The sequence below is a fragment of the uncultured Roseobacter sp. genome (genome assembly GCF_947495275.1).
Lineage (GTDB): Bacteria > Pseudomonadota > Alphaproteobacteria > Rhodobacterales > Rhodobacteraceae > Roseobacter.
Window position 1 is genome coordinate 95,837 of sequence record NZ_CANLYL010000006.1, and the last position, 23,061, is coordinate 118,897.

The 23,061-nt window shown below is 56.6% G+C and carries 17 protein-coding genes; 10 read left to right on the forward strand and 7 right to left on the reverse strand.

What is annotated here, in order from left to right:
• Positions 1 to 11: 11 nt before the first annotated feature.
• From lipA to gcvP, 6 genes are all read left to right on the forward strand, one after another.
• Positions 12 to 962 carry a lipoyl synthase gene (lipA, locus tag Q0802_RS12765; RefSeq protein WP_298918752.1) on the forward strand — a complete coding sequence of 317 codons (951 nt, stop codon included), beginning with the start codon at positions 12 to 14 and terminating at the stop codon, positions 960 to 962.
• Between the two features lie 21 nt (positions 963 to 983).
• Entirely contained in the window at positions 984 to 2,357 is a 1,374-nt protein-coding gene (locus Q0802_RS12770) for a sodium:alanine symporter family protein (protein WP_298918755.1), read from the forward strand.
• Between the two features lie 67 nt (positions 2,358 to 2,424).
• Complete coding sequence (locus Q0802_RS12775) at positions 2,425 to 2,838, forward strand: universal stress protein (RefSeq protein ID WP_298918756.1); 414 nt, start codon at positions 2,425 to 2,427, stop codon at positions 2,836 to 2,838.
• Between the two features lie 30 nt (positions 2,839 to 2,868).
• Positions 2,869 to 3,966 (forward strand): glycine cleavage system aminomethyltransferase GcvT, encoded by a 1,098-nt coding sequence (gene gcvT / locus Q0802_RS12780; RefSeq protein WP_298918758.1) that lies wholly within the window; start codon positions 2,869 to 2,871, stop codon positions 3,964 to 3,966.
• Positions 3,967 to 3,985: 19 nt separating this feature from the next.
• On the forward strand, positions 3,986 to 4,351 hold the full coding sequence (gene gcvH / locus Q0802_RS12785) for a glycine cleavage system protein GcvH (protein ID WP_298918759.1): 366 nt from the start codon (positions 3,986 to 3,988) through the stop codon (positions 4,349 to 4,351).
• Positions 4,352 to 4,426: 75 nt separating this feature from the next.
• On the forward strand, positions 4,427 to 7,282 hold the full coding sequence (gcvP, locus tag Q0802_RS12790; RefSeq protein WP_298918761.1) for an aminomethyl-transferring glycine dehydrogenase: 2,856 nt from the start codon (positions 4,427 to 4,429) through the stop codon (positions 7,280 to 7,282).
• Between the two features lie 75 nt (positions 7,283 to 7,357).
• Here the strand turns inward: gcvP and Q0802_RS12795 are convergent, their stop codons facing one another.
• Both Q0802_RS12795 and Q0802_RS12800 read right to left on the reverse strand, forming a co-directional pair.
• Positions 7,358 to 7,984 carry an alpha/beta hydrolase gene (locus Q0802_RS12795; RefSeq protein WP_298918763.1) on the reverse strand — a complete coding sequence of 209 codons (627 nt, stop codon included), beginning with the start codon at positions 7,982 to 7,984 and terminating at the stop codon, positions 7,358 to 7,360.
• On the reverse strand, positions 7,971 to 8,339 hold the full coding sequence (locus tag Q0802_RS12800; RefSeq protein ID WP_298918766.1) for a glycine zipper family protein: 369 nt from the start codon (positions 8,337 to 8,339) through the stop codon (positions 7,971 to 7,973). The genes Q0802_RS12795 and Q0802_RS12800 overlap by 14 nt, the downstream gene beginning before the upstream one ends.
• Positions 8,340 to 8,504: 165 nt before the next feature.
• Between Q0802_RS12800 and Q0802_RS12805 the strand changes: the two genes are divergently transcribed.
• Both Q0802_RS12805 and Q0802_RS12810 read left to right on the forward strand, forming a co-directional pair.
• A complete protein-coding gene (locus tag Q0802_RS12805) occupies positions 8,505 to 9,014 on the forward strand; it encodes a hypothetical protein (RefSeq protein ID WP_298918769.1) in 510 nt (169 codons plus the stop codon).
• Positions 9,015 to 9,024: 10 nt separating this feature from the next.
• The gene (locus Q0802_RS12810) at positions 9,025 to 9,231 is read left to right on the forward strand and encodes a helix-turn-helix transcriptional regulator (protein WP_298918772.1); all 207 of its coding nucleotides are present in this window, start codon (positions 9,025 to 9,027) and stop codon (positions 9,229 to 9,231) included.
• An 81-nt stretch (positions 9,232 to 9,312) separates the two neighbouring features.
• Here Q0802_RS12810 and Q0802_RS12815 read toward each other — a convergent pair whose 3' ends face one another.
• The 5 genes from Q0802_RS12815 to Q0802_RS12835 all read right to left on the reverse strand — a co-directional run bounded on the left by Q0802_RS12815 (position 9,313) and on the right by Q0802_RS12835 (position 16,197).
• Entirely contained in the window at positions 9,313 to 10,311 is a 999-nt protein-coding gene (locus Q0802_RS12815; RefSeq protein ID WP_298918775.1) for a HEAT repeat domain-containing protein, read from the reverse strand.
• A gap of 1 nt (position 10,312) precedes the next feature.
• The gene (locus Q0802_RS12820; RefSeq protein WP_298918778.1) at positions 10,313 to 11,095 is read right to left on the reverse strand and encodes a hypothetical protein; all 783 of its coding nucleotides are present in this window, start codon (positions 11,093 to 11,095) and stop codon (positions 10,313 to 10,315) included.
• A 9-nt stretch (positions 11,096 to 11,104) separates the two neighbouring features.
• Positions 11,105 to 13,084 carry a hypothetical protein gene (locus Q0802_RS12825; protein WP_298918781.1) on the reverse strand — a complete coding sequence of 660 codons (1,980 nt, stop codon included), beginning with the start codon at positions 13,082 to 13,084 and terminating at the stop codon, positions 11,105 to 11,107.
• 205 nt (positions 13,085 to 13,289) lie between these two features.
• A complete protein-coding gene (locus Q0802_RS12830; protein WP_298918784.1) occupies positions 13,290 to 14,534 on the reverse strand; it encodes a c-type cytochrome in 1,245 nt (414 codons plus the stop codon).
• Positions 14,535 to 14,547: 13 nt separating this feature from the next.
• Positions 14,548 to 16,197, reverse strand: a complete 1,650-nt coding sequence (locus Q0802_RS12835; RefSeq protein WP_298918787.1) for a PQQ-dependent dehydrogenase, methanol/ethanol family — start codon at positions 16,195 to 16,197, stop codon at positions 14,548 to 14,550.
• A 369-nt stretch (positions 16,198 to 16,566) separates the two neighbouring features.
• Here Q0802_RS12835 and Q0802_RS12840 point away from each other — a divergent pair, with 369 nt between their 5' ends.
• Both Q0802_RS12840 and Q0802_RS12845 read left to right on the forward strand, forming a co-directional pair.
• Positions 16,567 to 18,318 carry a hypothetical protein gene (locus Q0802_RS12840; protein ID WP_298918790.1) on the forward strand — a complete coding sequence of 584 codons (1,752 nt, stop codon included), beginning with the start codon at positions 16,567 to 16,569 and terminating at the stop codon, positions 18,316 to 18,318.
• A gap of 197 nt (positions 18,319 to 18,515) precedes the next feature.
• Positions 18,516 to 23,048, forward strand: coding sequence for a galactose oxidase early set domain-containing protein (locus Q0802_RS12845; protein WP_298918793.1), 4,533 nt, complete (start codon positions 18,516 to 18,518; stop codon positions 23,046 to 23,048).
• Positions 23,049 to 23,061: the final 13 nt, after the last annotated feature.

Genomic DNA, 23,061 nt, shown 5'->3' on the forward strand with positions numbered 1-23,061 from the left:
GGATGGTGAAAATGACGGTTCAAATACGTCACCGCCATCCGGAGAAGGCGCACAAGACCAGCACAAGCATCCCTCGCAAGCCCAAGTGGATCAGAAAGAAGCCTGCAAACTCAAAGGCCTATTTCGAGACCCGAAAGCTTATGCGGGACCACGCGCTGACAACGGTCTGCGAAGAGGCTGCCTGTCCCAATATCGGTGAGTGCTGGTCTCAGAAACATGCCACCATGATGATCATGGGCGAGGTTTGCACGCGCGGATGCTCCTTTTGCAATGTCTCTACCGGGCGTCCCGAGGTGTTGGATGCGTTTGAACCCGCGCGCGTTGCAGCGGCGGTCAAAAAACTCGGTCTGAAGCACGTGGTGATTACCAGCGTGGATCGCGACGACCTCCCAGATGGAGGTGCCGCGCATATCGCCCAAACCATCCGCGCCGTTCGGCATCATGCCCCCACCACGAGCATCGAGGTTTTAACACCTGACTTTTTAGCTAAAGGCAATGCGGAGCAGGCGATTTTTGACGCGGCACCGGATGTCTTTAACCACAATCTCGAAACTGTTCCACGGCTTTATCCGACCGTCCGACCCGGGGCGCGATATTACCGATCGCTACGGCTTTTGGATGACGCCAAACGGGCCAATCGCGAGGTTTTCACGAAGTCGGGATTGATGGTCGGATTGGGTGAAGGCTTTGACGAAATCCGACAGGTCATGGACGACCTGCGAGCGGCCAATGTGGATTTCCTGACGATCGGGCAATACCTGCAACCGACCCCGAAACACCACGCGATAGACAGGTTCTGGACCCCGGATGAGTTTCAGAAACTGGAACGTATGGCCCGCGCCAAGGGGTTCCTTGGGGTGTCGGCAACACCACTCACACGATCTTCGTTTCATGCAGACGCAGATTTCGCAACTCTTCAGCAAGCGCGCAAAGCTGCTCTCTTGGCTGAAGGCACTCACTAAACGCAAAAGGGAGGGAATTTCATGGAAGCGTTAAATTCAATCGTAGGAGCCATCAATGGCGTTGTCTGGGGGCCGCTGATGCTGGTTCTCATTCTGGGCGTTGGTTTCTTTCTGCAGGTCGGGCTGAAATTCATGCCGATCCTGAAACTGGGCACGGGTTTTGGCCTGCTGTTCAAGGGTCGGGAAGGTCAGGGTGAAGGACAGATCAGCCCCTTCAACGCTCTGATGACATCGCTGTCAGCGACCATCGGCACCGGTAATATCGCCGGTGTGGCCACTGCTGTCTTCTTGGGCGGTCCGGGCGCACTTTTCTGGATGTGGATGACCGCTCTGGTCGGTATGGCCACTAAATATGCCGAGGCCGTCCTTGCGGTGAAATACCGCGAAAAAGACGAGTTGGGCAATTTTGTCGGCGGCCCGATGTACTACATCAAGAACGGTCTGGGCGCGAAATGGGCCTGGCTCGGGTTTGCCTTTGCCCTCTTCGGTGCGATCGCGGCATTTGGCATCGGTAACGGCGTTCAGGCCAATGGTGTTGCACAGGTTCTTGAGGCCAACTTTGGACTGAACACATCCGTCACGGGCGTGGTTCTTATGATCCTCACGGCGGCTGTCATTCTGGGTGGGATCACACGCATCGGTGCCGTTGCCGGTAAGCTCGTGCCTTTCATGGCCGTCAGCTACATCGTCGCTGGCCTGCTGGTTCTGCTGATCAACATCGGCGGCATCGGTGATGCGCTCTCCCTTGTCTTCACACATGCCTTCACGCCATCTGCGGCCGAAGGTGGCTTTGCGGGTGCGGCGGTTTGGGCGGCGATCCGGTTTGGGGTGGCGCGGGGCGTCTTCTCCAACGAAGCAGGTCTTGGCTCAGCCCCTATCGCCCACGCGGCGGCCTCCACCAAAGGACCGGTCAACCAGGGGCTGGTCGCAATGCTGGGGACTTTCATCGACACCATTATCGTTTGCTCGATCACTGGCCTCGCAATCATTGCTTCGGGTGCATGGACAAGCGGCGAAAGCGGTGCGGCCCTCACTTCTCTGGCATTCGAGACCAGCTTGCCGGGCCTCGGTGGCTACCTGATCGCCATTGCCTTGTCGATCTTTGCCTTCACCACCATTCTGGGATGGTCCTTTTATGGCGAGAAGTGCGTTGGCTATCTGCTGGGTCATAAAGTTCTGATCGTCTACCGCATTGCGTGGATCGTGATGATTTACTTCGGTGCGACCGCGGATCTGGGCTTCATCTGGCTCTTGGCGGACACGCTGAACGCGATGATGGCAATCCCCAACCTGATCGCTCTGGCTCTGCTTAGCCCGATCGTCTTCAAGCTGACGAAAGAGTTCTTCGCCTCAGGGGGTGCCAGCGAAGAAGGCGGCACCACACCAGCCGAGTAACACCCTATGGAGGAGGGCCGAAACCGGCCCTCCTCATTCGAGAAACACATTTTCGAGGAGATGGCACATGGCCACTAAAATTCTTCTGCCCATCGACCACACCGATAGCCGCTCCTGGAAAGCGGCGCTGCCTTTTGCTCTGGAACAGGCAAAATTCTATGGTGCCGAGCTACAGGCGGTAACGGTCATTCCGGATATTATCCAATTGCCAAACCTGCCGGCCAACTACGGTGCCGGTGCCAAAGATCACGTGAGCGGCAAACTCCGGGCCATCCTGACCGAAGGCGGTGCCCAAGACATCCCGGTGCATGTGGCCCAAGGCAGCGTGTACCGTGAAATTCTCAGATTGGCCCATCTAGAGGGCTTTGACTTGATTGTCATGGCATCCGCGCGGGGCGATTTCCCCAATTATGAAATTGGACCAAACCTTGCCCGCGTGGTGAGAAACGCACATTGTAGCGTTGTTGTCGTCCGCGATTGACCCTGAACCAACGAATTGGAGGACTTTGCCATGAGTGATGCACCTAAACGGACCCCGCTTTATGATCTGCACGTCGAACTTGGCGGCAAGATGGTTGATTTTGCGGGCTGGGAAATGCCGGTCCAGTTCCCTCTGGGCATAATGGGTGAACACAAACACTGCCGCGAAAAAGCGGCTTTGTTCGACGTAAGCCATATGGGTCAGGTCATCTTGCGGGGCGAGAATGTCGGGGGAAAACTCGAAAGCATTTGCCCGCAGGCCTATGCAAGTCTGAAAGAAGGCAAGGCGCGTTATGGCTTCTTCACCAATTCAGACGGCGGGATCATGGATGACCTGATCGTCTCCAACGCAGGCGATCATTTCTTTGTGGTCGTGAACGCATCGATGCGACATCAGGACATCCCGCATATGGCGGCGCATCTTGAGGGCGTTGAAGTGACCGAAATTTTTGACCGCGCACTGGTGGCGGTTCAGGGACCCAAAGCAGAAGACGTCGTGGGGGCACTTTGCCCTGCGGTCCGAGAGCTCACCTTCATGGAAACCACGCTGGCTCAGATCGAAGGGTTCGAATGCCGTATTTCCCGGCTTGGGTACACGGGCGAAGACGGTTACGAAATCTCGATCCCGGAAGACGGTGCTTTGAAGGTCGCCCGCGCATTTCTCGCCCATGACGATTGCGAGGCGGCGGGTCTTGGCGCGCGCGACAGTCTGCGCCTTGAAGCCGGTCTTTGTCTCTACGGCAATGATATCGACCAGACGACCTCCCCGATTGAGGCGAGCCTCGCTTGGGCCATTCAGAAACGGCGCAAGGAGGAAGGTGGCTTTCCCGGTGCAGAGCGCGTTCAGAGGGAATTAGCCGAAGGCGCAGACAAAAAGCTGGTAGGCATCAAACCAGAAGGGCGTGCGCCTGCGCGTCAGGGTGTTGAAATCCAATCGGCGGCAGGCAATACAATTGGTCAGATTACCTCGGGCGGTTTCGGCCCTACGGTGGGTGGACCCGTTGCCATGGGATATGTTTCAAAGGGGCATGGCACAGCCGGGGAAAAGATCAACCTGATCATTCGTGGCAAGGCGCAGCCTGCCGAAATCGTTTCACTGCCATTCGTGCAACAAAACTATAAACGCTAAAACCAGGGAGCACTCTCACATGTCCACATATTACTCAGAAGAACACGAATGGGTCCTCGTCGAGGGCGATACAGCCACCTTCGGGATCACAAAACACGCCGCCGACCAGCTTGGCGAGATTGTCTTTGTCGAACAAAAAGAAGTCGGTGACAGTTTCGAGAAAGGGGATGAGATCGGCGTGATTGAATCCGTAAAAGCCGCCTCCGAAATCTATGCGCCGGTCGATGGTGAAGTGGTTGAGGTCAATGGCGATCTGGAAGATAGCCCGGCCAATCTGAATGAAAGCCCTGAGGGCGACGCATGGATCTACAAGATCAAGCTGTCGGATGCCGGTCAGCTCGAAGACCTGATGGATCTTGACGGCTACAAGGCCTTTATCAGCTAACCCCATTCATCCTACATCCAGCCGCCGAAGCCTTTTGTGCTTTCGGCGGTGTAATCCACGCTCAGGAGCATTGAGATGGCATTTGAACTGACCACTTACCAAGCTTATGACTTTGCAAATCGTCGCCATATAGGCCCCTCGCCTACGGAGATGGACGAGATGCTTAAGGCGATTGGTTTCGACAGCCTTGATGGGTTGATCGACGCCACGGTTCCTCCTGCCATCCGCCAAAAAGAACCCCTTGATTGGGGCCCGGCGATGAGCGAACGCGACGCGCTCTTCCATATGAAAAACATCGCGGGCAAGAATACAGTTCTCACGTCGTTGATAGGCCAGGGGTACTATGGCACAACGACGCCCGCCCCTATCCTGCGTAATATTCTTGAAAACCCGGCCTGGTACACGGCCTACACGCCCTACCAGCCCGAGATTTCTCAAGGACGCCTTGAAGCCTTGCTGAATTTCCAGACCATGGTTTCCGATCTCACCGGGCTGGATGTGGCGAACGCATCGCTTCTGGATGAGGCAACCGCCGCCGCCGAAGCCATGACCATGGCCCATCGGGGTTCGCGTACCAAAGCGAACAACGCGGCCTTCTTTGTGGACAAGAACTGCCACCCGCAGACGGTTGCCGTCATCAAGACGCGTGCCGAACCCCTTGGGATCGATGTCGTCGTGGCGGACCCGAACGAACTAGATGCAGGCGCGGTCTTCGGAGCGATTTTTCAGTACCCGGGCACCTACGGGCATGTGCGCGATTTCACTGATCAGATCGCCGCATTGCATGAAAACAAGGGGGTAGCAGTTGTTGCCGCAGATATTCTTGCGCTGGCCCTGCTAAAATCGCCCGGTGAGATGGGCGCGGATATTGCCGTGGGCTCCACTCAGCGCTTCGGCGTCCCAATGGGATACGGCGGGCCGCACGCGGCCTATATGGCCACCACCGACAAACTCAAACGCGCCATGCCGGGCCGCATCATCGGGGTTTCCATCGATGCGCGCGGCAACAAGGCCTACCGGCTGTCGCTACAGACGCGCGAACAGCACATCCGCCGTGAAAAGGCCAATTCGAATGTTTGTACTGCCCAGGCCCTGCTTGCGGTCATCGCGTCAATGTACGCGGTCTATCACGGCCCCGACGGGATCAAGGCCATTGCGCAATCGGTGCACCGCAAGACATCGCGTATGGCGGATGTGTTGGAGGAACATGGCTTCAAGGTGCAGCCCGATGTCTTCTTTGACACGATCACTGTCGAAGTAGGCCCACTGCAGAAAACCGTTATGGAGGCTGCCGTAGCACGCGGCATCAACCTGCGCAAAGTGGGTGAAGCCCATGTTGGTATCTCGTTGGACGAGCAAACGCGGCCCGAAACCATTGAAGCCGTGTGGGGTGCATTTGGGATCGATCAGGCGGATGACAGCTCGAAAAAGCACTACCGTTTGCCGGATTACGCCCTGCGCGACAGCCCCTATCTGACCCACCCGATTTTCCACAAGAACCGGGCGGAAGCGGAAGTGACCCGCTATATGCGCCGGTTGGCCGACCGTGATCTGGCGCTCGACCGGGCGATGATCCCCTTGGGCTCCTGCACAATGAAACTGAATGCCACGATCGAAATGATACCGGTTACCTGGCCGGAGTTTGGCAATCTGCACCCATTCGTGCCAGCGGATCAGGCCGCAGGGTATTACGAGATGATCGACGATCTGAATGACAAGCTCTGCCAGATCACCGGCTATGATGCGATTTCCCAGCAACCGAACTCCGGTGCGCAGGGTGAATACGCCGGGTTGCTGACAATCCGGAACTATCACGCGGCAAACGGTCAGCAGCAGCGCAACGTCTGTCTGATCCCCACGTCTGCCCACGGTACAAACCCGGCATCCGCCCAGATGGTCGGATGGAAGGTTGTTCCGATCAAAGCGGACGACAAAGGCAATATCGACCTGAACGATTTCCGCGAGAAGGCCGAAATCCATTCAGATCACCTTGCCGCCTGCATGATTACCTACCCCTCGACCCACGGCGTGTTCGAGACGACCGTGCAGGAGGTTTGCCAGATCACCCATGACCACGGCGGGCAGGTCTATATCGATGGTGCGAATATGAATGCAATGGTCGGCCTGTCGCGCCCCGGTGACATTGGAGGCGATGTCAGCCACCTGAACCTGCACAAAACGTTCTGCATTCCACATGGCGGCGGCGGCCCGGGTATGGGTCCGATTGGCGTCAAAGCGCATCTTGAGGAGCATCTGCCGGGGCACCCTGAATATGGCACCGCGGTCGGCCCGGTATCGGCAGCGCCCTTTGGGTCTCCTTCGATCCTGCCGGTCAGTTGGGCCTATGTGCTTTTGATGGGTGGCGCCGGTTTGACGCAGGCGACCAAGGTTGCGATCCTGAATGCCAACTACATCGCCGCACGGCTCAAGGATGCCTACAAGATCCTCTACACGTCGGAAACAGGACGCGTCGCGCATGAATGTATCCTTGATACACGCCCTCTGAACGATGATGGGGGCGTTACCGTGGATGATGTCGCCAAGCGTTTGATCGACAGCGGCTTTCACGCGCCAACCATGTCGTGGCCGGTGGCAGGAACCTTGATGGTGGAACCAACGGAATCCGAGCCCAAGGACGAGCTTGACCGTTTCGTCGACGCGATGCTGTCCATCCGGGCGGAAGCTCAGGAGATCATTGACGGCAAGATCGACCCTGAAAACAACCCGCTGAAACACGCGCCCCACACGGTGCGTGACCTCGTGGGAGACTGGGATCGACCCTATAGCCGCGAACAGGCATGTTTCCCGCCCGGCAATCTGGGCGTTGATAAGTATTGGCCGGCGGTCAACCGGGTCGACAACGCCTACGGCGACAGAAACCTGATCTGCACATGTCCGCCGATGGAAGACTACGCCGAAGCGGCCGAATAATTCCAAGGCACAATGCGGTGCCCGTTGTGGGCACCGCTTCTCAGGGCAATTGCGCCAAGGCTACATGTCCGGTGATCAGTTTGTCAAAAGCCCGTAGCGCCGAATTTCATCTTCGGTCATGATGTGGATGTCCTCTGCGGATGCTGCGTAAATGGTGAACCAATAGAAGGTATCATCGCCAAGCATCCGTTCGATATAACGACGGTTCTGTTGGTGCTCTGGCGCGCTTTTTGGATAGTCCTGCGCATCTTTGATCCCGTCTGACCAGGAGTGAACCCCAAGCGTTGCCCCTGGCTCCATCGTTCGCTTAACGCCAGCCAGAAACAAATCCACCCCACCTGAATAGACTTCACTACGCGCTGTCAGATGCGTGTTCAGACCCAGTTCCCGAACCCGGTAACCGAATGCAACCAAAACATCATCGTCAATGGAGCCGGGCACATCCAGTTGAACCAGGGTGTCGATATCAGGGTTTTCTGCATAGACCTCTTCGAATTGCCCAAGCGATCTGGAGTTGATTTCGCCGCGCATCAGGAGCTTTGTGCCCACGACCTGAAATTCTGTTGTCACCATCTGGTTCATGGTGAGAACCGCGACCTGTTGACAGCCCACCAGCAGCAGCGACGCAACTACTATGATCGCGACTGCGACCAAACCCTGCGCCTCTTTCAACGGATTGATCACCGTTCTAACCAACGACATTATGCCCCCTACTGCGCATGCAATTAAAAACGATACGGTCTCTGGCGTCCTCGACTTTTGCACCTTCTTCCGCCGATCCGATCAGACCGCCGACAACCGCCCCGGCGACCATTCCGCCCAATTCGTCACCATCATCTGCTTCTACGCCACCGATCAATCCCCCGACAATGGCGCCGCCGGTAGCCCCGTCATTTGTCTTGTCCTGCTGTAGTGAGAGTTGACGGCAAGCGGTCAGGTCATTTTCATAAGACGCATTCTTTTGGCCATCGACAATGGGATCGTAAGGCGCGTCCGAGCATGCAGCCAGAAGCAATCCGAAGGCGGTCAAGCCCGCAATCTTTAAAATTTCATTCATATGTCACCCTTGATTCTTAGGTTTGGTCATCGTTATGGCGGCGATTTAGAAGGGTAGCGACAGTAATTCAACAACTATTTTATGTTTTACATAAATTATATGATGTAATACATTTAGTTATTGCCGTTTAACTATATGCCCGTTCTCAAGTAAGGAGACCCGAAAATGACGTATTTTGCCAAAACCGCAATGATATTAAGCATCTGTTACTATTGCATAATACTTGGAATATTGTGGATCGGCCAAATTCTGGGGGTTCATAACGGCATCTGGGAAGCATTCGATTTTCCACAGCAAGACACCTCACCGCCTGTTTGGACGCTGATCATCGGCCTGATCATGACCGGAACGGCACTTTGTTATCTCGCAAGCGCCTATCGCGCGGCCTGGACGATTCTCGGAGGTGGGCCAAAGCAAGACTTCAGAGACCTTGGACAAAACCTCAAACGTATGGCTTGGGGGCTTATCGGGTTCTGGGTCGGCTACAATCTTGTTTCAGGCGTGATGCAGTATCTGATCATCATCGGGTTGCCATCGACGGATGGGTTTGAATTTGGATGGGACCCTCTGGACCTCGACATTATATTCGCGATTGTCGGCGTCGTGCTGCTGGCGATATCACAGACGCTCGAACGCGCGTGGCTTGCCGAAGACGAAAACAGCCAATTTCTTTGAGGAACACATCATGGCCATCCAAGTGAACCTCGACCTCATGTTGGTAAGACGCAAGACATCCTCACGCGAACTTGCAGCCGCGATCGGATTGTCGGAAACCAACCTGTCGCTGATCAAGTCAGGTAAAATCAAAGGCGTTCGGTTTTCCACCTTGAATGCGATCTGCGCCTATCTCGAATGCCAACCGGGGGATATCCTGACCTTCGAACCGGACTGATCCGGCCAAAGTTACCACGCGACACGCAGGGTTCCGCACCCAAGCGCACCTGCCGGTTCAAAGGTCTCACAAGCGGCCTTGTCAGCTGGAATCCCCTATTGGCTGCACCTGAAGCTTGGGGCGTTTGAGCCGCTTTGCCTGAGCCTTAGCGAAACGTGTTTGGGTGAGGACGGACTGCAACATCGGCACACCATCCTTTCCGACACGCCCAACAACCGACGTGGGTGGATGAAAGGAATCCACGGCGGCTTCAAGCGCAAACGTCACGGCATCCGTTTCTTGCGTACCGATCCCCGAAAGCATCAACCTGCCAGAAGGGCGGATCACGGAAATACGAATTCTACCGCGTCCAACCGGGTCCGTAAGGATATAATACATCGGCTCATAAAGACCGGTTTCGATATTCTCCTCGGTCACGACAACAGGTATCGCTTGCTGGTGCGTCAACTCAGTCTGCAAATTGACCCCCTTGACCGAAAAGAGCGCATAGCGATGAGATCCGCAGATCAATTCTGTCGGAGCCTGCGCTGCCAGTTTGAGCCCCGGCACCCGGACCAATTTGAACAGCCTTGCCGCAACCTCAGAGCTGGCGGGCCGTATGGTGGCAAGCTGGGTTGTCGCGCTAGACGCTGGCAATGTGCTGGTCTGGGCATCAAGCCGAAACGCCCCAAGCCCGTGCTTATAGGACAAGAACACCTGGGCGGATCGAATGGTTTTACGTGTTGCGGGATCATCGCTCTTCAACGATTTCAAGAGCTTGAGATCCGCAGCTGTGCCCACCTTGCCGATCCGCTCAATGGCGCGCCTTTTCAGCATTGGATGTTTCAGTTTCAGCGAGGACCGTAAAACCTCGAGGGCCGCAGGCGTGGCGCGCTCACCGATGGCACCGATGGCCTTGCTTCGCAACCCAATGTCGGTCTCTTTGTCCAATGCAATGTTCTTGAGAAATCCCGTCAGGTTACGGGGTGCAGCTTCCACGAGCTCGGCAAAGGCCAAGGCACGTCCGGCTGTCCCGGCGGGCGATCGCGCCAGAGACATCAGTTTTTTGGTATCGGCGCTTACAGGTTTGGTTCCGGCCATCTCAACATCCCTCCCTTACAGCACAGTGTTCACGCATGTCGCTACCCTGATCACTATCGAGATTGACGGCTGTGCGGGTGTCGCGGGTCGAAGTACCGGCGATAAAGGGCACGCAGCCGGTCTGAGCCATCAGGTTAAACCGGTCATTCCCGGTCGGACAGGGCCCATCTGGCAAAGCATCATGATTATGTGGCAGACCGAGGAAATGCCCGATTTCATGGGCGAATGTTCGGGACAAACCCTCATCGTTGCTGTCGATACCTCCGGCAAGACACCCATCATCCTTGGACCCCTTGTCGCAATCGCCCGGCCTCGGTGAGAGGCCAAGCAAGGTGCCAGAAATATTGCGAACCACAAAGGCATCGATCCCATTGTTCTGAACCGAGAAGGATTCCCAGAGATCACGGGCTTCCCCCGTGCCACCGATGTCATCCATACCGTCTGCATCTGCGCTGTCGACAAACCAGTGCAATACGCGCCCGACGCCCAGATTGCGCGGACGGTAGATATTGCGGATGCGGTAAACCGAGTAGTCAAGTTCGATCAGCGCATCGGCCAATGCCGTTGTCCCAAGCGCGTCAAACCCAACGCGGATGACATTGATGTTGATGTGTTGCCCGCCGATATCGTTGGCAAGCTGGCGGAGCGACACGCTTGCAACAACCCCGGCCGGATCAGGTGGAACCCTGCTGCGTATAAACCCAAAGAGCCTGAATAATACAGATTGATCTTGATTGAGGTCGGCATCGACGCAATCGAGCATCTCTCGGACACTGATATCCATGGTAACCTCCTATTGCAGGGTGATCAGCATGTCGATCATGCCGCAACCGTCTTCAAGAGAGGTCAGCGCTTTCCCGAGGATCGCACCCGCAGCGTCATTGCCTGCGCATTCAGCGTGACCGGTTCGGTCAGAGGTCGTGAGCAGGTCGCCAGCCCTGATCGGCATTTTGGTGGCATCCGCCAGAACCGAAACCTTCCCCATAATTGACACTGGTGCTACGGGGTGGTCCCGCTCAGGATTGCGATCAAGGACAATACCGGGTCGGTAATTCCCCGCGCCCGCCACAACGCCCACCACCCGGCGATCGGCAACCCGGGAACAGGGCCTGAGCGCGCCGTCCTCGCCGATCACCATCACGGAGCCCGGTATCGCATCCGAAGCACAGGCGACTTTGAAATCTTCCGCGGCATCACCGTTGCGCAGAATGATATCCCCGGTTCGACCGTTCATGTGGATGGTTTCGTTCCCTGCATCGTTGCGGATCCGTACATCGCCTTCATTGTCTTGTGCGCCGATGAAAAGCTCGGCTGTCGCGCCGTTGAAATGCATGGCTTCACGACCATTGTTATCAAAAACCCGCAGATCGCCTTCGTTGTCCTGGGTACCCACAAACACCTCTGCGGTGCCCCCGTTCAGATGAATCGCCTGTCGCCCTTCGTTGTCGTATACGCGCACATCACCTTCATTGTTGTCCGTGCCCACGAAAATCTCGGCGTGCTCGCCATTCATTCGGATGGCATCGTTCCCGCGATTGTCGCGAATAAAGATATCGCCTTCATTCTCTTCCGCGCCCAGAAAAAGCGCTGCCGTATCGCCATTCATGTGCATGACCCGGCGACCACGGCCATCCTGTACTTCGATATCGCCTTCATTCCCGCTTGCGCCGACGCGCAGCCAGGCATTGTTGCCATCCATATGGAAAACCTCGCGGTTCGATCCATCGTGAACTGCAATGTCGCCTTCATTACCCGAGGCCCCCACCCGCAGGAAAGCGGTTGCGCCATTCATGTGCATGACACGACGCCCGGCCCCATCCTGAACTTCAATGTCACCTTCGTTCCCGTTTGTGCCCACACGCAGCCACGCGGTGTTTCCATCGATATGGAAAACTTCGCGGTTCGACCCATCACGGACGGCGATATCGCCCTCATTTCCGGAAGCACCTACGCGCAGGAAAGCAGTTGCACCATCGAAATGCAGAACACGCCGGTCACTGCCATCCTGAATAGCGAGGTCCCCCTCATTGCCAGAACCGCCGATTTCCAACCAGGCAGTTGATCCGTTGAAATCAAACACCGTGGTCCCGCTGTTATCGCGAATTCTCAGATCCCCCTCGTTACCAGCGCGGCCCAGGATAAGCTGCGCGGTCTCACCATCGAGAAATGCAGACTGCTCACCGGAGGCATCCCGAGCGGCGAGCGCGCCCGCATTGCCCTCGGACCCCAGGACGATGGTGCCTGCAGAACCGTTGATGTGGCAGGTGTCACGGCCCTGGCCGTCTCGTACCAGAACATCGCCTTCATTCCCTTCGGTCCCAAAAAAACCCGCCGCCGTGTCCCCTTCGAGATGGATGGCAAGCCGCGCTTGGGCATCACGTATCTGGACCTCTCCCTCATTGCCCTGCCCTCCAACGATCAACTCGCCGGTCGCCGCAAGATAACTGAGTGTTGTGGTCCCGCTGGTGTCTCTGATTGCCAAGTCACCATGCGACCCCACGTTGCCCAGTGTCAGCCCGCCGCTGGCACCGGTCAGAGAAACGGTGGTGGTCCCTGAACTATCCCGAAGCGCAATTGCACCCGATGACGCATCGCCCCCGATGCGAAGCAGCCGATTTGAAGGATCGAAATGAAGAATATCCTCCGCCGGACCGCCTGTAACACTTCGAACTGTGATTGAGCCGTCTTGAGCGACCTGAACGATATGTTCATCGCGCGTTTGAAGAATGAGATCGGATTCAATGATGATCACGTCGCTGTCGAAATTTGGCATGGAGAAATCCTTTGATCTAAAAAACAAGAACAGGCAGACATACTGCTGATGCAGTTTCGCGCTCTGCTAACGCGGATGAATTCACTGTGGGCGGCCAGAGGGCCGATAGAAAAATGTCTTGATAAAATGGTAAATAGCAGTTTCAGGCTAACATATTTGGGCTTACGGCACAATCACGGCGTGTATCGCCCTGATCAACACCCAATCAATTGGTCTCGCGAAGAGAGCGCCAGGTGAAAGGCGCTCGCAACCCGTCAAACTGCGGTCGGCTGTAAGTAACCCCTTCGGCCTCTGCAAATTCAACCAGCCTGTTTGATCGGTGAAGCGTCGATATCGCGGTATCGAGAACCTGTTTGAGATCGTTGTCCGCTTCCAAAACAGCGATTCCAATATCCATGCCCACCCGGTGGCGCCATTTGGCAAGTCGCAACCGTGATACGCTGTTGTGATGTCTATGAGCATCAAAGGCCGCCACATCGACAATCGCCACATCCGCAGCCCCGCTCTCCAATTGCCACAAGAAGCGGGGCCCTGGATTGAACGATTTTGCATTGCTTGCCTGCGTCGGCGCGTCGAGTTCCAATAATGCGCCCGACAACGTGCCCTGTTGATACGCCAGTCGACGCGGCAACACATCTGCCAGGTCTTTGGGTTCCGTCGTGGTTTCAACGTAGGCGAGGCCAATCTCGGCCCGCATATAAGGTTTGGTGACGGCAATTGGTTCGAGATCGACATAGGGTGGAGGTGCGTTGATGCGTCGCTGAGTTTCAGCGTCTATCACCTCAGGCATCCCCAACCACCGGGGAAGAGCGGCCTTGTCAGTCGGCGGCACCCCAACCGCACGCGAATAGAGTGGATGGGACGGCACCATATCGCACAGACCATAGGCCAGCATGGCATAGGTTTCATGGACCGGATCGCTCTCCTCGCCAGGCTCACTTTCAACCCAGACAACATCCAGATCTAACCCCAGAGACTGCGCCAAGGCTTCGCCGACACGGAAGTCAAAGCCAGATCCCCCCGCCGCGCGTCGACCAGACAACACGCCCGCATTGCGCGACAGACATGCGGTAAGGTATCCTGCCCTGACAAGTGAGACTGGATTTGCGGGCTTGGCGGAGTGTTCCTCATCGGGGAAGGGTTCGGTCCCCCCGCGCGTTGCCACATAGACCCAAAGCGCATCAAGCTCCTCGGGGTAAATTACATCTCCCCAGGCGGGCATGTCGCCCTTACCTTTCCGAACGGAACTGTAAAAACGATCCTTCTGGTCGCGTGGAAATTTCCGCAGGTCATAGGAGGACACGCCAGGGTTCACCATGTCCTTGCCGTGACATTTCGAGCAGAAGAACTCATAGGCTTCAAGACCGGCTGCAAACTGCGGGTGCGAGTCCTGAGCGGCAACCGGCCCTCCGAAGAGGGCCAGCACCAAAAACACAAAGAGTTTGCGCATCGTTTCGGACACCCTATGGCAATGCGAAGGTCCAGACCGACCCGCCGGGCGGTGTCTCAGCCAGCCGTTCGTCACCGGAGAAAAGCGCGTAGACGCCACCCGACCCGTTCAGGACGGTGACATACTGTTTGCCCGCCATCTCCCAGGTGACCGGTTGGCCGATGACACCCGAGCCGGTGTTGAATGACCAGAGTTTATCGCCTGTTTCCGCATGGAAAGCTTCAAACTCACCAGTTTGCGCGCCGGTGAAGACCAGATTGCCAGCTGTTGAAAGCACGCCTCCCAAACGGGGAATATCCGCAGGCTGCGACCACTTCACATCGCCCGTCATCGGATCGATAGCGCGTAACTCTCCGCGATGTCCTTCCGGCCAGTCCCATGAGAATTCAGCCCCGAAGTAGAAAACACCTGCGCGGTATTTTGGCTCAACCGCTTTGTAGTTCATACCGATCCGCAGAGTGTTCACAAAGACAGTACCGCTGTCGGGATTGTAGGACATGGGCGACCAGTTCTTGCCGCCAAAAGCCGAAGGCCAATAGGTTACGGGCTCGCCCGCGACAGCTTTTTCATACACATCCGTGTGTTCCGGCCGACCCGTCGTCAGATCAACACCGTCTGCCCAGGTCACATCATCCACGAATGTGTTGGCCGCAACCAATGCACCGTTTGTGCGGTCAATAACGTAGAGAAATCCGTTACGGTTCGCCTGCATCAACACCTTGCGCCCATCAATCTCGGCCAGCACCAATTCGTTGGTCCCATCGTAATCAAAGGGGTCATTCGGAGAAAACTGATAGTGCCACTGGATTGCACCTGTCTTGGGATCGAGGGCCAATGCGGAACTGGTGTAGAGATTGTCCCCGGGCCGCGATCCCGCGTTCCAGGAGGCCGCGTTGCCCACGCCCCAATAGACCAGATTGAGCTCCGGATCATAGGTCCCGGTCAGCCAGCCGGGCCCGCCGCCCCGCTTCCAGGCATCCCCCTCAGGCCAGGTCTCGCTGCCGGGCTCGCCAGGCGCAGGAATTGTATAGGTACGCCAGAGCCTTTCGCCGTTCGCTGGATCATAGCCCTCGATATAGCCGCGAATGCCGTATTCACCGCCTGAAATCCCCACGATTACAACGCCATCGGCAATGAGAGGGGTTACGGTGAAGGAATATCCCTGTTTGTAGTCGATCGACTGCGTGCGCCACTTCTCTTCACCGGTGGCCGCGTCAATGGCGATGACATGTGCATCCAGCGTTGTGCGGTAGAGGGTGCCGTCCAGGATCGCCACACCTCGGTTCACGATACCGCAACATGCGACGCGCGGCGTCTCGGCGGGATATTCAACCGAGGATTTCCACAACTGTTTGCCGCTCGCGAGATCAAGCGCGATCGTCGCGGAATGTGTCGTGACGTACATCTTGCCATCGTGAATGATCGGGAAGCTTTCCTGCCCGCGTGTATCGGCAAGTGAATAGGCCCAGACCGGTGTAAGGCTTGATACATTATCTGTTGAAATCTGATCGAGAGAAGAAAACCGTTTTTGGTCGTACCCCATGCCGTAAACCAGAACGTCCTGCGGTGTCTGAGCATCTGCCTGCAAATCTGCTGCGGATTGAGCAAAGCTGCCCGTTGCCATCCCGAGTGACATGGCAAGCGATAAAGCGACTGTTTTCATGAAATCCTCCCATATGCGTCCTACACGCATAACACGATTCGAGAGGGCGGGTTCAAAAAGTAACAGCTAAGGTGTGATCCCCGACGTAGTCTTAAGAGACGGCGCGAGGAAGAAATCAGGCTCAAGACAAGGTTTATGGATCGACGCGCAATTCCCTTCCTACTGGCTTCGCTTTTCAGCAACCCGGTCTTTGACCCCGGCCTATTCTGATTGCTTCATCGAAAACTGCGTGGCAGTCTTCAATCCATCACTTGGTCTTTTGTGAAAATGATAGCGGTAGCTGTCGAAACTCGCCTCGCTAAGGGCCGCTCCTTCGATTTTTGACGTCATAACCAGCCGTTCCCTCGACCGATGCGACAGGTACCTGAAATGTTGAGATCAACTTCGCCGCAAACCAGCGACCGGACCTCTGCCAAGGGCGACACTCCGCAGAAGGTCAATCGCGGATCGTCAAAAACACTGGGCGCGTCTTCCATACCGCAGCTGCAAAGAGCGGCCGATGGCAGCAATGTTGTCCGGCAACTGCAAGCGGTGGGAGCAACGCAGAATGCACCACAACCTGTGCCTTCGGGCGCTGCCGCATCGGAAACCATCCAGATGGCTGGCGGTGACAATATGGGCCATGACCGGGGGCTTGGGGGTGATCTGTTATACCGATACAACATGCGCTTGCCTCCAGGTGATATCGCTTTGCTGCAAACGTTTGGACTTACGAGTTCGCAAGCGGGCGCGTTGATGGCTTATGGTTTTTCCATCAGCGATCTTTTGGGATATGCGCGCGCTGGTCAGCCGACAGATATTGCCGATCTCTACCGTTACCGCGTCCCTCAAGCACCGACGGCAAGTGATGTCAAATTGCTGATCGGCCTCAATCGGAGCGGTACTGACATTGCCACGCTGGCGAACCTTGGCACCGCCGGGTTGGCCGCGCCACCAAGTTTTGCAATGCTGCAGGTCCTCGCCCGATTGCCCAAAACCGTGCCAGAGATTGTCGCCCTCGCAGGAGAACAGAACGTCACATCTGCCGCGCAGCTGATCAACCTGTCAAATTCCGTGACCGATGAGGCCTCCATGGGGTCGGAGTGGGAGCTTGTCGAGGACGATTTTCAAATGTTGATCAGAGAATGGCCCCACTGGTCCATCAGTGCGTTGACCGACAAGATCCAGCTCGACTGGGCCGCCCAATCGCAGGTCGTGCGAACATCGCACCGGGCAGGCCAGGCGACACCCGCCGATATTCAGACCTTTACGATCGACAAGAACAGGATGACGCTCAAGACCGCCGCGATCCGCGCTCTGATCCCAGCTCTTACAGATGGACAACGGGTTCTGGATCAGGCGGGCACGCTCAAGACGCAGGTGGCCGCAACCGAAGCCAATATCGCGAAATTGCTGATCTATCATAATGCCGCGTCGACCGACCGAACGACGATTACAACCGAACAAGCCAAACTGGCGACCGAGAAGCTGCGCATTACCTCGGCGTCGGATGACACCACTGCTGACAAGACAACATTCAGCACAATGCAGGCCCTGACCCCTGCCCAGGCGCAAGTCTATGCGCAATCCGCCGACACCCGTAAAACAACCGCAGCGGACGTCGCGAGCAAACTTGATGCCATTGATCTCGCTCTTGATCCGTTGAGCACAGATGCAGCGTTTGTCGCCGCTTCAAGGCATGGCAATCTGAAACTGACACGAACAGCTGCCGCCCACGCTTTCTGGGCGTCGCTGACCGTGCCACAGCAGCGGAACCTTAACACCAAACTCGCCGGATACACACCCTCGGCCTGGACAGTCGCAGGCTATCCCGGCACGCGTGCCAAGCAGAACGGCTACGCCGGTGCACAGATATTGATCCCGACGATAGCAGGTTTTCCCCTCACCATTGGCGGCGAGATCGTACATGACTGGATTTTCAATACCCCCGATCACGGGCATCCAGCCAGCAAGCTGCTCAGAGACGCGGATTGGGCTATCAACCGTCAGAAATACAAAGCAGGACCACATTTTGCATTCGATCCAGATCCGCCCAATAATGGTTTATATACCTGGAGCAACATGAGGATAAACATAATTATCAGGGGCGGCACTCTGATCACCTACTACAATCCGAACTAAGTGTTTTTGTGCGGTTGTTGCCAGACGCCGTTCCCCTGTCATCGTAGGTTGGATTTTCTGACGATGACCACTTGCGACATCGAATATTCCTCAAAATGAAACACTGCATGCGCGGAAGACCGCGCCCCAAATGTGCAAGATGTTGCGCAATGTGTTATGATTCAACTTTAGGTTAAAAAATTTGTCAGGGGGGTCCAATGTCTTGGGATCAAGTTCTCGAGTCCGAAATCGTGGCGATTCATGCGGCTCTTGTGCCGGGACGCCCTGAGGGCGAAATCATTTATTTCGAAGGGTTTTTCGGCAACGAAGCAGGGCGGTCTTACCTCTACGATTGCGGCAACCCGGGCGTCACGGAGCAGAGCTTTCAATCCACTGATAATCTGCCCGTTGGTGACCGAAACCTGTTTTGTGCAGGGCATGCACAGCTACATGACGGACGGGTTCTGGTGGCCGGGGGCTGGGCAGTCCCGACCAGCGACATTGTTGCGGAACATGACCACAACCACGGTGGGACCGGTATTCGCGATAGTTTCACCTATATGCCGCGCGCGGGTGAATGGCGGCGAGCAGCCTTTATGCATCCGCAACCCGGCAGCGACCTGCGCGGTGGCGGGCGCTGGTATCCGACGCTGGTCACACTGGGCAATGGCGAAGTTCTGGCCGTGGGGGGCCACCCGCTGGCGGGACCTGCCGATTTGGCGGACAACTATCCGACCCCGGGTGACCGGCGTCATAGCAACAACATTCCGGAACGCTATTCACCGGGGGGCGACAACTGGACTGAACTCCTCGCAGAGCGGACGGCACCTGACCAGGTTCTAGACGAATACGACAGGTTACATCTGGCCCCGACAGGTCATGTCTTTTTCAGCACCCTGGCGAAGGCGCATGGCGACACGCGACTGTTTGATCCCTACAGCGGAGAGTTTGCCAGTTCCGGCTACGGCAGCCACCTGGACAACGCCTACGACGACGCCAATTGCTCCGCCCGCACAACCTCAATCATTCTGCCGATCCTGCATGGCGACGCCAACAATTTCTGGATCATGGTCTGCGGTGATGTGCAGCCTGAAAGGCTTAATCTGCGCGCTTCCGATGGCCCCGAGTGGCTGACGGCGGGTGCCCGGCAGGCTTTCAACTCCGACCCGACACCACCAATTCGCGAACACTTGCTGGGCATCCTGCTGCCGACAGGTCAGGTCTTTGTCAGCAACGGCATGCGGCCCGACAACACCGGTGTGCAGTCTCCGGAAATCTACACGCCCGCGATTGACTGGAATACCGGGCAATACACGGATGGCGAGGGCACTTGGCAAACCCTGAATGGCAATGCCGATCAGGCCACTGTGCCAAGGGGCTATCATTCAACGGCGCTGTTGCAGCCGGATGGCAGTGTCTGGACAGCCGGTTCCACCCATACCGGTGCTGATTTGACCGATCCGGACGGTGCCACGCGCGAAACCCGGATCGAGGTTTTTCGTCCCAGCTATGGGGGCAACCGACCAACGATTGATGCAGCCCCAGACACCATCACCTATAATGAGCAATTCACCATTCGCATGGCAACCGGCGCCAACATGCAACGTGTGGTGTTGATGCGCTGTGGCAGCTTTACGCATGCTTTCGATGGCGATCAGCGGTACCTGACCTTAAGCTTCGTGCAAAATGGCGACACGCTGACCGCGCGCGCCCCGAGTTCCTCCAATCTGGCCCCTCCGGGGAACTACATGCTCTTCGTTCTGCGCAACGGCAATACGCCCTGTCGGCAGGCTCAGTTCATTCGCCTGTCGCATCAGGAAGCCTATGCGGTCTTGCAGATCAGTACCTATTCGCAATTGGCGGTCAAAGCCCTGCGCCCGCCCTACTCTGACACCGACGAGGCGGTTTTCGCTGAAGGAATTGATTTCATCTATCAGGGTTTCCTGCCCCATGAACTGAATGTGCCCGCCGAAGAGCCTGATGTCAGTTGGCAGTTTTCCGGCGGAGGAAATGTGCCCGGCATGCGCATTGAACTGAATCGTGCCGAATTCGAGATTGATCCCCTATCCAACCCTGACTTCGCGCAACGATATCGCTACGTCTATGACGTCATTTTTGACAACGAAAATGCCTATGACACCTTTGGGGACGACGAAACTCGCAACGTGCAGGTCACCGCACGGCTGAATGGACGGCGGATTGATGTTCAACTCACGCTGATGAAACGGGCCAATCCTTTCATGAAGGATGGGGACCCGGCATGGCTGAGCACGGATTTGCGTATCCACAAGGCCAGGGTCGGTGATGTGAATGGTGCGGGCGGTCCTGAAGCCTACGTCCAGGGCTTGCTGCAAGCTTTTGAAGACTCGGGGCAATCCGATGATACCGACAATCATCCCTTTGATCAGTTGGATCCTTCCCAAGACGCAAATCCTGTTGTGATGACTGTGCCGCAGAATGAGGACGGCACCTACAATTTCGCAATCGCCCGCGTGCGGTTCCTATCCATTCCCGGCGAGGATGCGGATGATGTGAAGGTGTTCTTTCGGTTGTTCAATACCGTCGGTACAGCCCTTGAGTACAATACCAGCGGCACCTATCGCACCTTGCAGGGACCCGCAGGTCGCATTCCCGGTCTGGGCAAGCAGGGCTTGCCAATCACATCCATTCCCTTCTTTGCAGCGCCCCGCGTCACGCCCGGCGAAGAGATGTCCGAGCAGGACGACAATGCGGTGAACCGCCAGACGCTGCCGGGTGAAGGGCCTAACATGGTGTTTCGCTATTATGGCTGTTGGCTGGATGTGAACACGGTCAATGCGCATTTCCCGCGGTACCCCAAGGACGACGGCCCGTTTGACGACTTCAACATTTTCGACATGGTCCTCGAAGGCGGCCCTGCGCGGCCGATGATCCAGCATATTGCCGGGTACCATCAATGCCTGGTCGCTGAAATCCAATATGGTGATGACCCAATTCAACCGGGGCAGTCGCCCTTTACGAGCGATAACCTGGCACAACGCAATCTGGCGACTGTGCCTGCCGCCAATCCGGGGCTCGATGAAATCACCCGAACCGCCCAAACCAGCATTGACGTCAAACCTTCAGACGTGCCGACGGAACTGGCGCTTGATCCACAGCCGCAGGTTGCGTCGTCAGCCTATGTCAGGCGCCGCCCGGACGAACTGGTGTTCTCACGCAACAATTTGCCCATAGGCAGCAAGGCAGAACTTTACCTGCCGGATGTGGATATTGATGACGTGATCGCTTTGACGGCACGCAGACAGGGGCCAGCACAGCTGGAACGCGTTGATGATCACACAATCCGCTTTGAACTTGGTGAGGCCAGCTACGTCGCCTTACCCGGTGGGCGAGACCTGAACATTGCAGGTCTTTTAAGCGTGACGCTGCCCCTCGGGATCACTGACGGTGATCTCTATCGGCTGTCGGTAAAGCAGTATTCTGGCCGAACACTGAGATGGGTTGGCGCTTTCGATCTGACCATCCCGGTGGGCAAAGGACCGGACTTGCTGGACGGAGAGGCCGAAAAACTGTCGGTCCTCAAATATGTCTTTGACGGGATGCCGGAAAAGGACCGCTGGTACCCGGTGTTCAAGCGCTATCTCTTCGAGATCGGGGAACGGGTCCGTGGCTTTGGGGGCGATCCAGAAAGCGTGCATCCATCTCCGCACGGCACCGGCGACCCCTATGACCCGGATGGTAACCCGCATGAAGATGATGACGAGAAAGGGATTGATATGGAGTGTGCCTGCGGAAAGATCTGTAAGGTCGAATACGATTGTTTTGGCGATTTCGAAGCTTTCGTCGTGATCGATTGCCAAGGCAAACACTGTCGTATCTGTGCGAAAAAGGATGCCGAAAACATGGTGCGGGAAGCCTGGCGGGACCGGACGACCGTTACCGCGCATTACAGGGTATCAAAAGACCACAAAGCCTGTGTAAATGAAACCTGTCCCTGGTCGGGAAAACCCGTTTCCGACGCGGCTACCACAACGTTCGAAGGTCATAAGGTCGGGTTTTGCTCCACCCGGCATCGCGACAAGTTCACGAAGGCCGTTGCAGCGGCCCGGGATCGCGGATCATCTGCCCAAGTTCAACTTAACACCGAATGTCCGATTTCAGGCCAGCGCGTCCAGCGCGACGCTGTTGTGTCCCTGTCAAAGGGTTCGGTGGGGTTCTGTTCGCGTGCACATGCAGAAAAGATGCAGCGTGCTGTAGATTACTTCAAGGAGGTGGCCCGCTATCTCGGAACCGATACTGGGGAACGGCCGGTACAAAGCGGTGCAGGCCATGGACAACATGGCGAGACGGATGGAGACGGGCATGACCATGGTGCCGCGCCACACCGTCAGACGGCAAGCAAGCAAAAAGAACCACCGAGTATCAATCGTGCGGATCCATGGAGCGGCAAACCCGTCTCCATTGATGCGTTAACCCGCTTTGAAGGGCATATTGTTGGATTTGAACGCGCCGAGGACCGTGATCTCTTTGATCGCGTAGTGACCCTTGCCGCGCGCAACGCCGAAGCGCGGCGCAACCCCAATGCCAAGTGTCCATGGTCGGACCACCCCGCCTCCACGGCGCACAGCGCGCAGCTGCAAAATGGCACCGTGGCCTTCTGCAGCGACGCCCACCGAGCCGAATTTCAATCCGCCGTGGACAGTTTGCGACACGCTGGCAAGAACCAGTCCAAGGCTCACAAATACCTTGTCCGTTTAGCGCTGCACTGCTGACCGCTGTCAGCGG

Excerpts from the sequence above, each read along its gene's own strand:
- Q0802_RS12800 (WP_298918766.1), bottom strand. The coding sequence starts at position 8,339 with ATGAATGAAATTTTAAAGATTGCGGGCTTGACCGCCTTCGGATTGCTT.
- Q0802_RS12775 (WP_298918756.1), top strand. The coding sequence starts at position 2,425 with ATGGCCACTAAAATTCTTCTGCCCATCGACCACACCGATAGCCGCTCC.
- gcvT (WP_298918758.1), top strand. The coding sequence starts at position 2,869 with ATGAGTGATGCACCTAAACGGACCCCGCTTTATGATCTGCACGTCGAA.
- Q0802_RS12830 (WP_298918784.1), bottom strand. The coding sequence starts at position 14,534 with ATGCGCAAACTCTTTGTGTTTTTGGTGCTGGCCCTCTTCGGAGGGCCG.
- Q0802_RS12845 (WP_298918793.1), top strand. The coding sequence starts at position 18,516 with ATGTCTTGGGATCAAGTTCTCGAGTCCGAAATCGTGGCGATTCATGCG.
- Q0802_RS12815 (WP_298918775.1), bottom strand. The coding sequence starts at position 10,311 with ATGGCCGGAACCAAACCTGTAAGCGCCGATACCAAAAAACTGATGTCT.
- Q0802_RS12810 (WP_298918772.1), top strand. The coding sequence starts at position 9,025 with ATGGCCATCCAAGTGAACCTCGACCTCATGTTGGTAAGACGCAAGACA.
- lipA (WP_298918752.1), top strand. The coding sequence starts at position 12 with ATGACGGTTCAAATACGTCACCGCCATCCGGAGAAGGCGCACAAGACC.
- Q0802_RS12770 (WP_298918755.1), top strand. The coding sequence starts at position 984 with ATGGAAGCGTTAAATTCAATCGTAGGAGCCATCAATGGCGTTGTCTGG.
- gcvP (WP_298918761.1), top strand. The coding sequence starts at position 4,427 with ATGGCATTTGAACTGACCACTTACCAAGCTTATGACTTTGCAAATCGT.
- Q0802_RS12840 (WP_298918790.1), top strand. The coding sequence starts at position 16,567 with ATGTTGAGATCAACTTCGCCGCAAACCAGCGACCGGACCTCTGCCAAG.
- gcvH (WP_298918759.1), top strand. The coding sequence starts at position 3,986 with ATGTCCACATATTACTCAGAAGAACACGAATGGGTCCTCGTCGAGGGC.
- Q0802_RS12825 (WP_298918781.1), bottom strand. The coding sequence starts at position 13,084 with ATGCCAAATTTCGACAGCGACGTGATCATCATTGAATCCGATCTCATT.
- Q0802_RS12795 (WP_298918763.1), bottom strand. The coding sequence starts at position 7,984 with ATGTCGTTGGTTAGAACGGTGATCAATCCGTTGAAAGAGGCGCAGGGT.
- Q0802_RS12835 (WP_298918787.1), bottom strand. The coding sequence starts at position 16,197 with ATGAAAACAGTCGCTTTATCGCTTGCCATGTCACTCGGGATGGCAACG.
- Q0802_RS12805 (WP_298918769.1), top strand. The coding sequence starts at position 8,505 with ATGACGTATTTTGCCAAAACCGCAATGATATTAAGCATCTGTTACTAT.
- Q0802_RS12820 (WP_298918778.1), bottom strand. The coding sequence starts at position 11,095 with ATGGATATCAGTGTCCGAGAGATGCTCGATTGCGTCGATGCCGACCTC.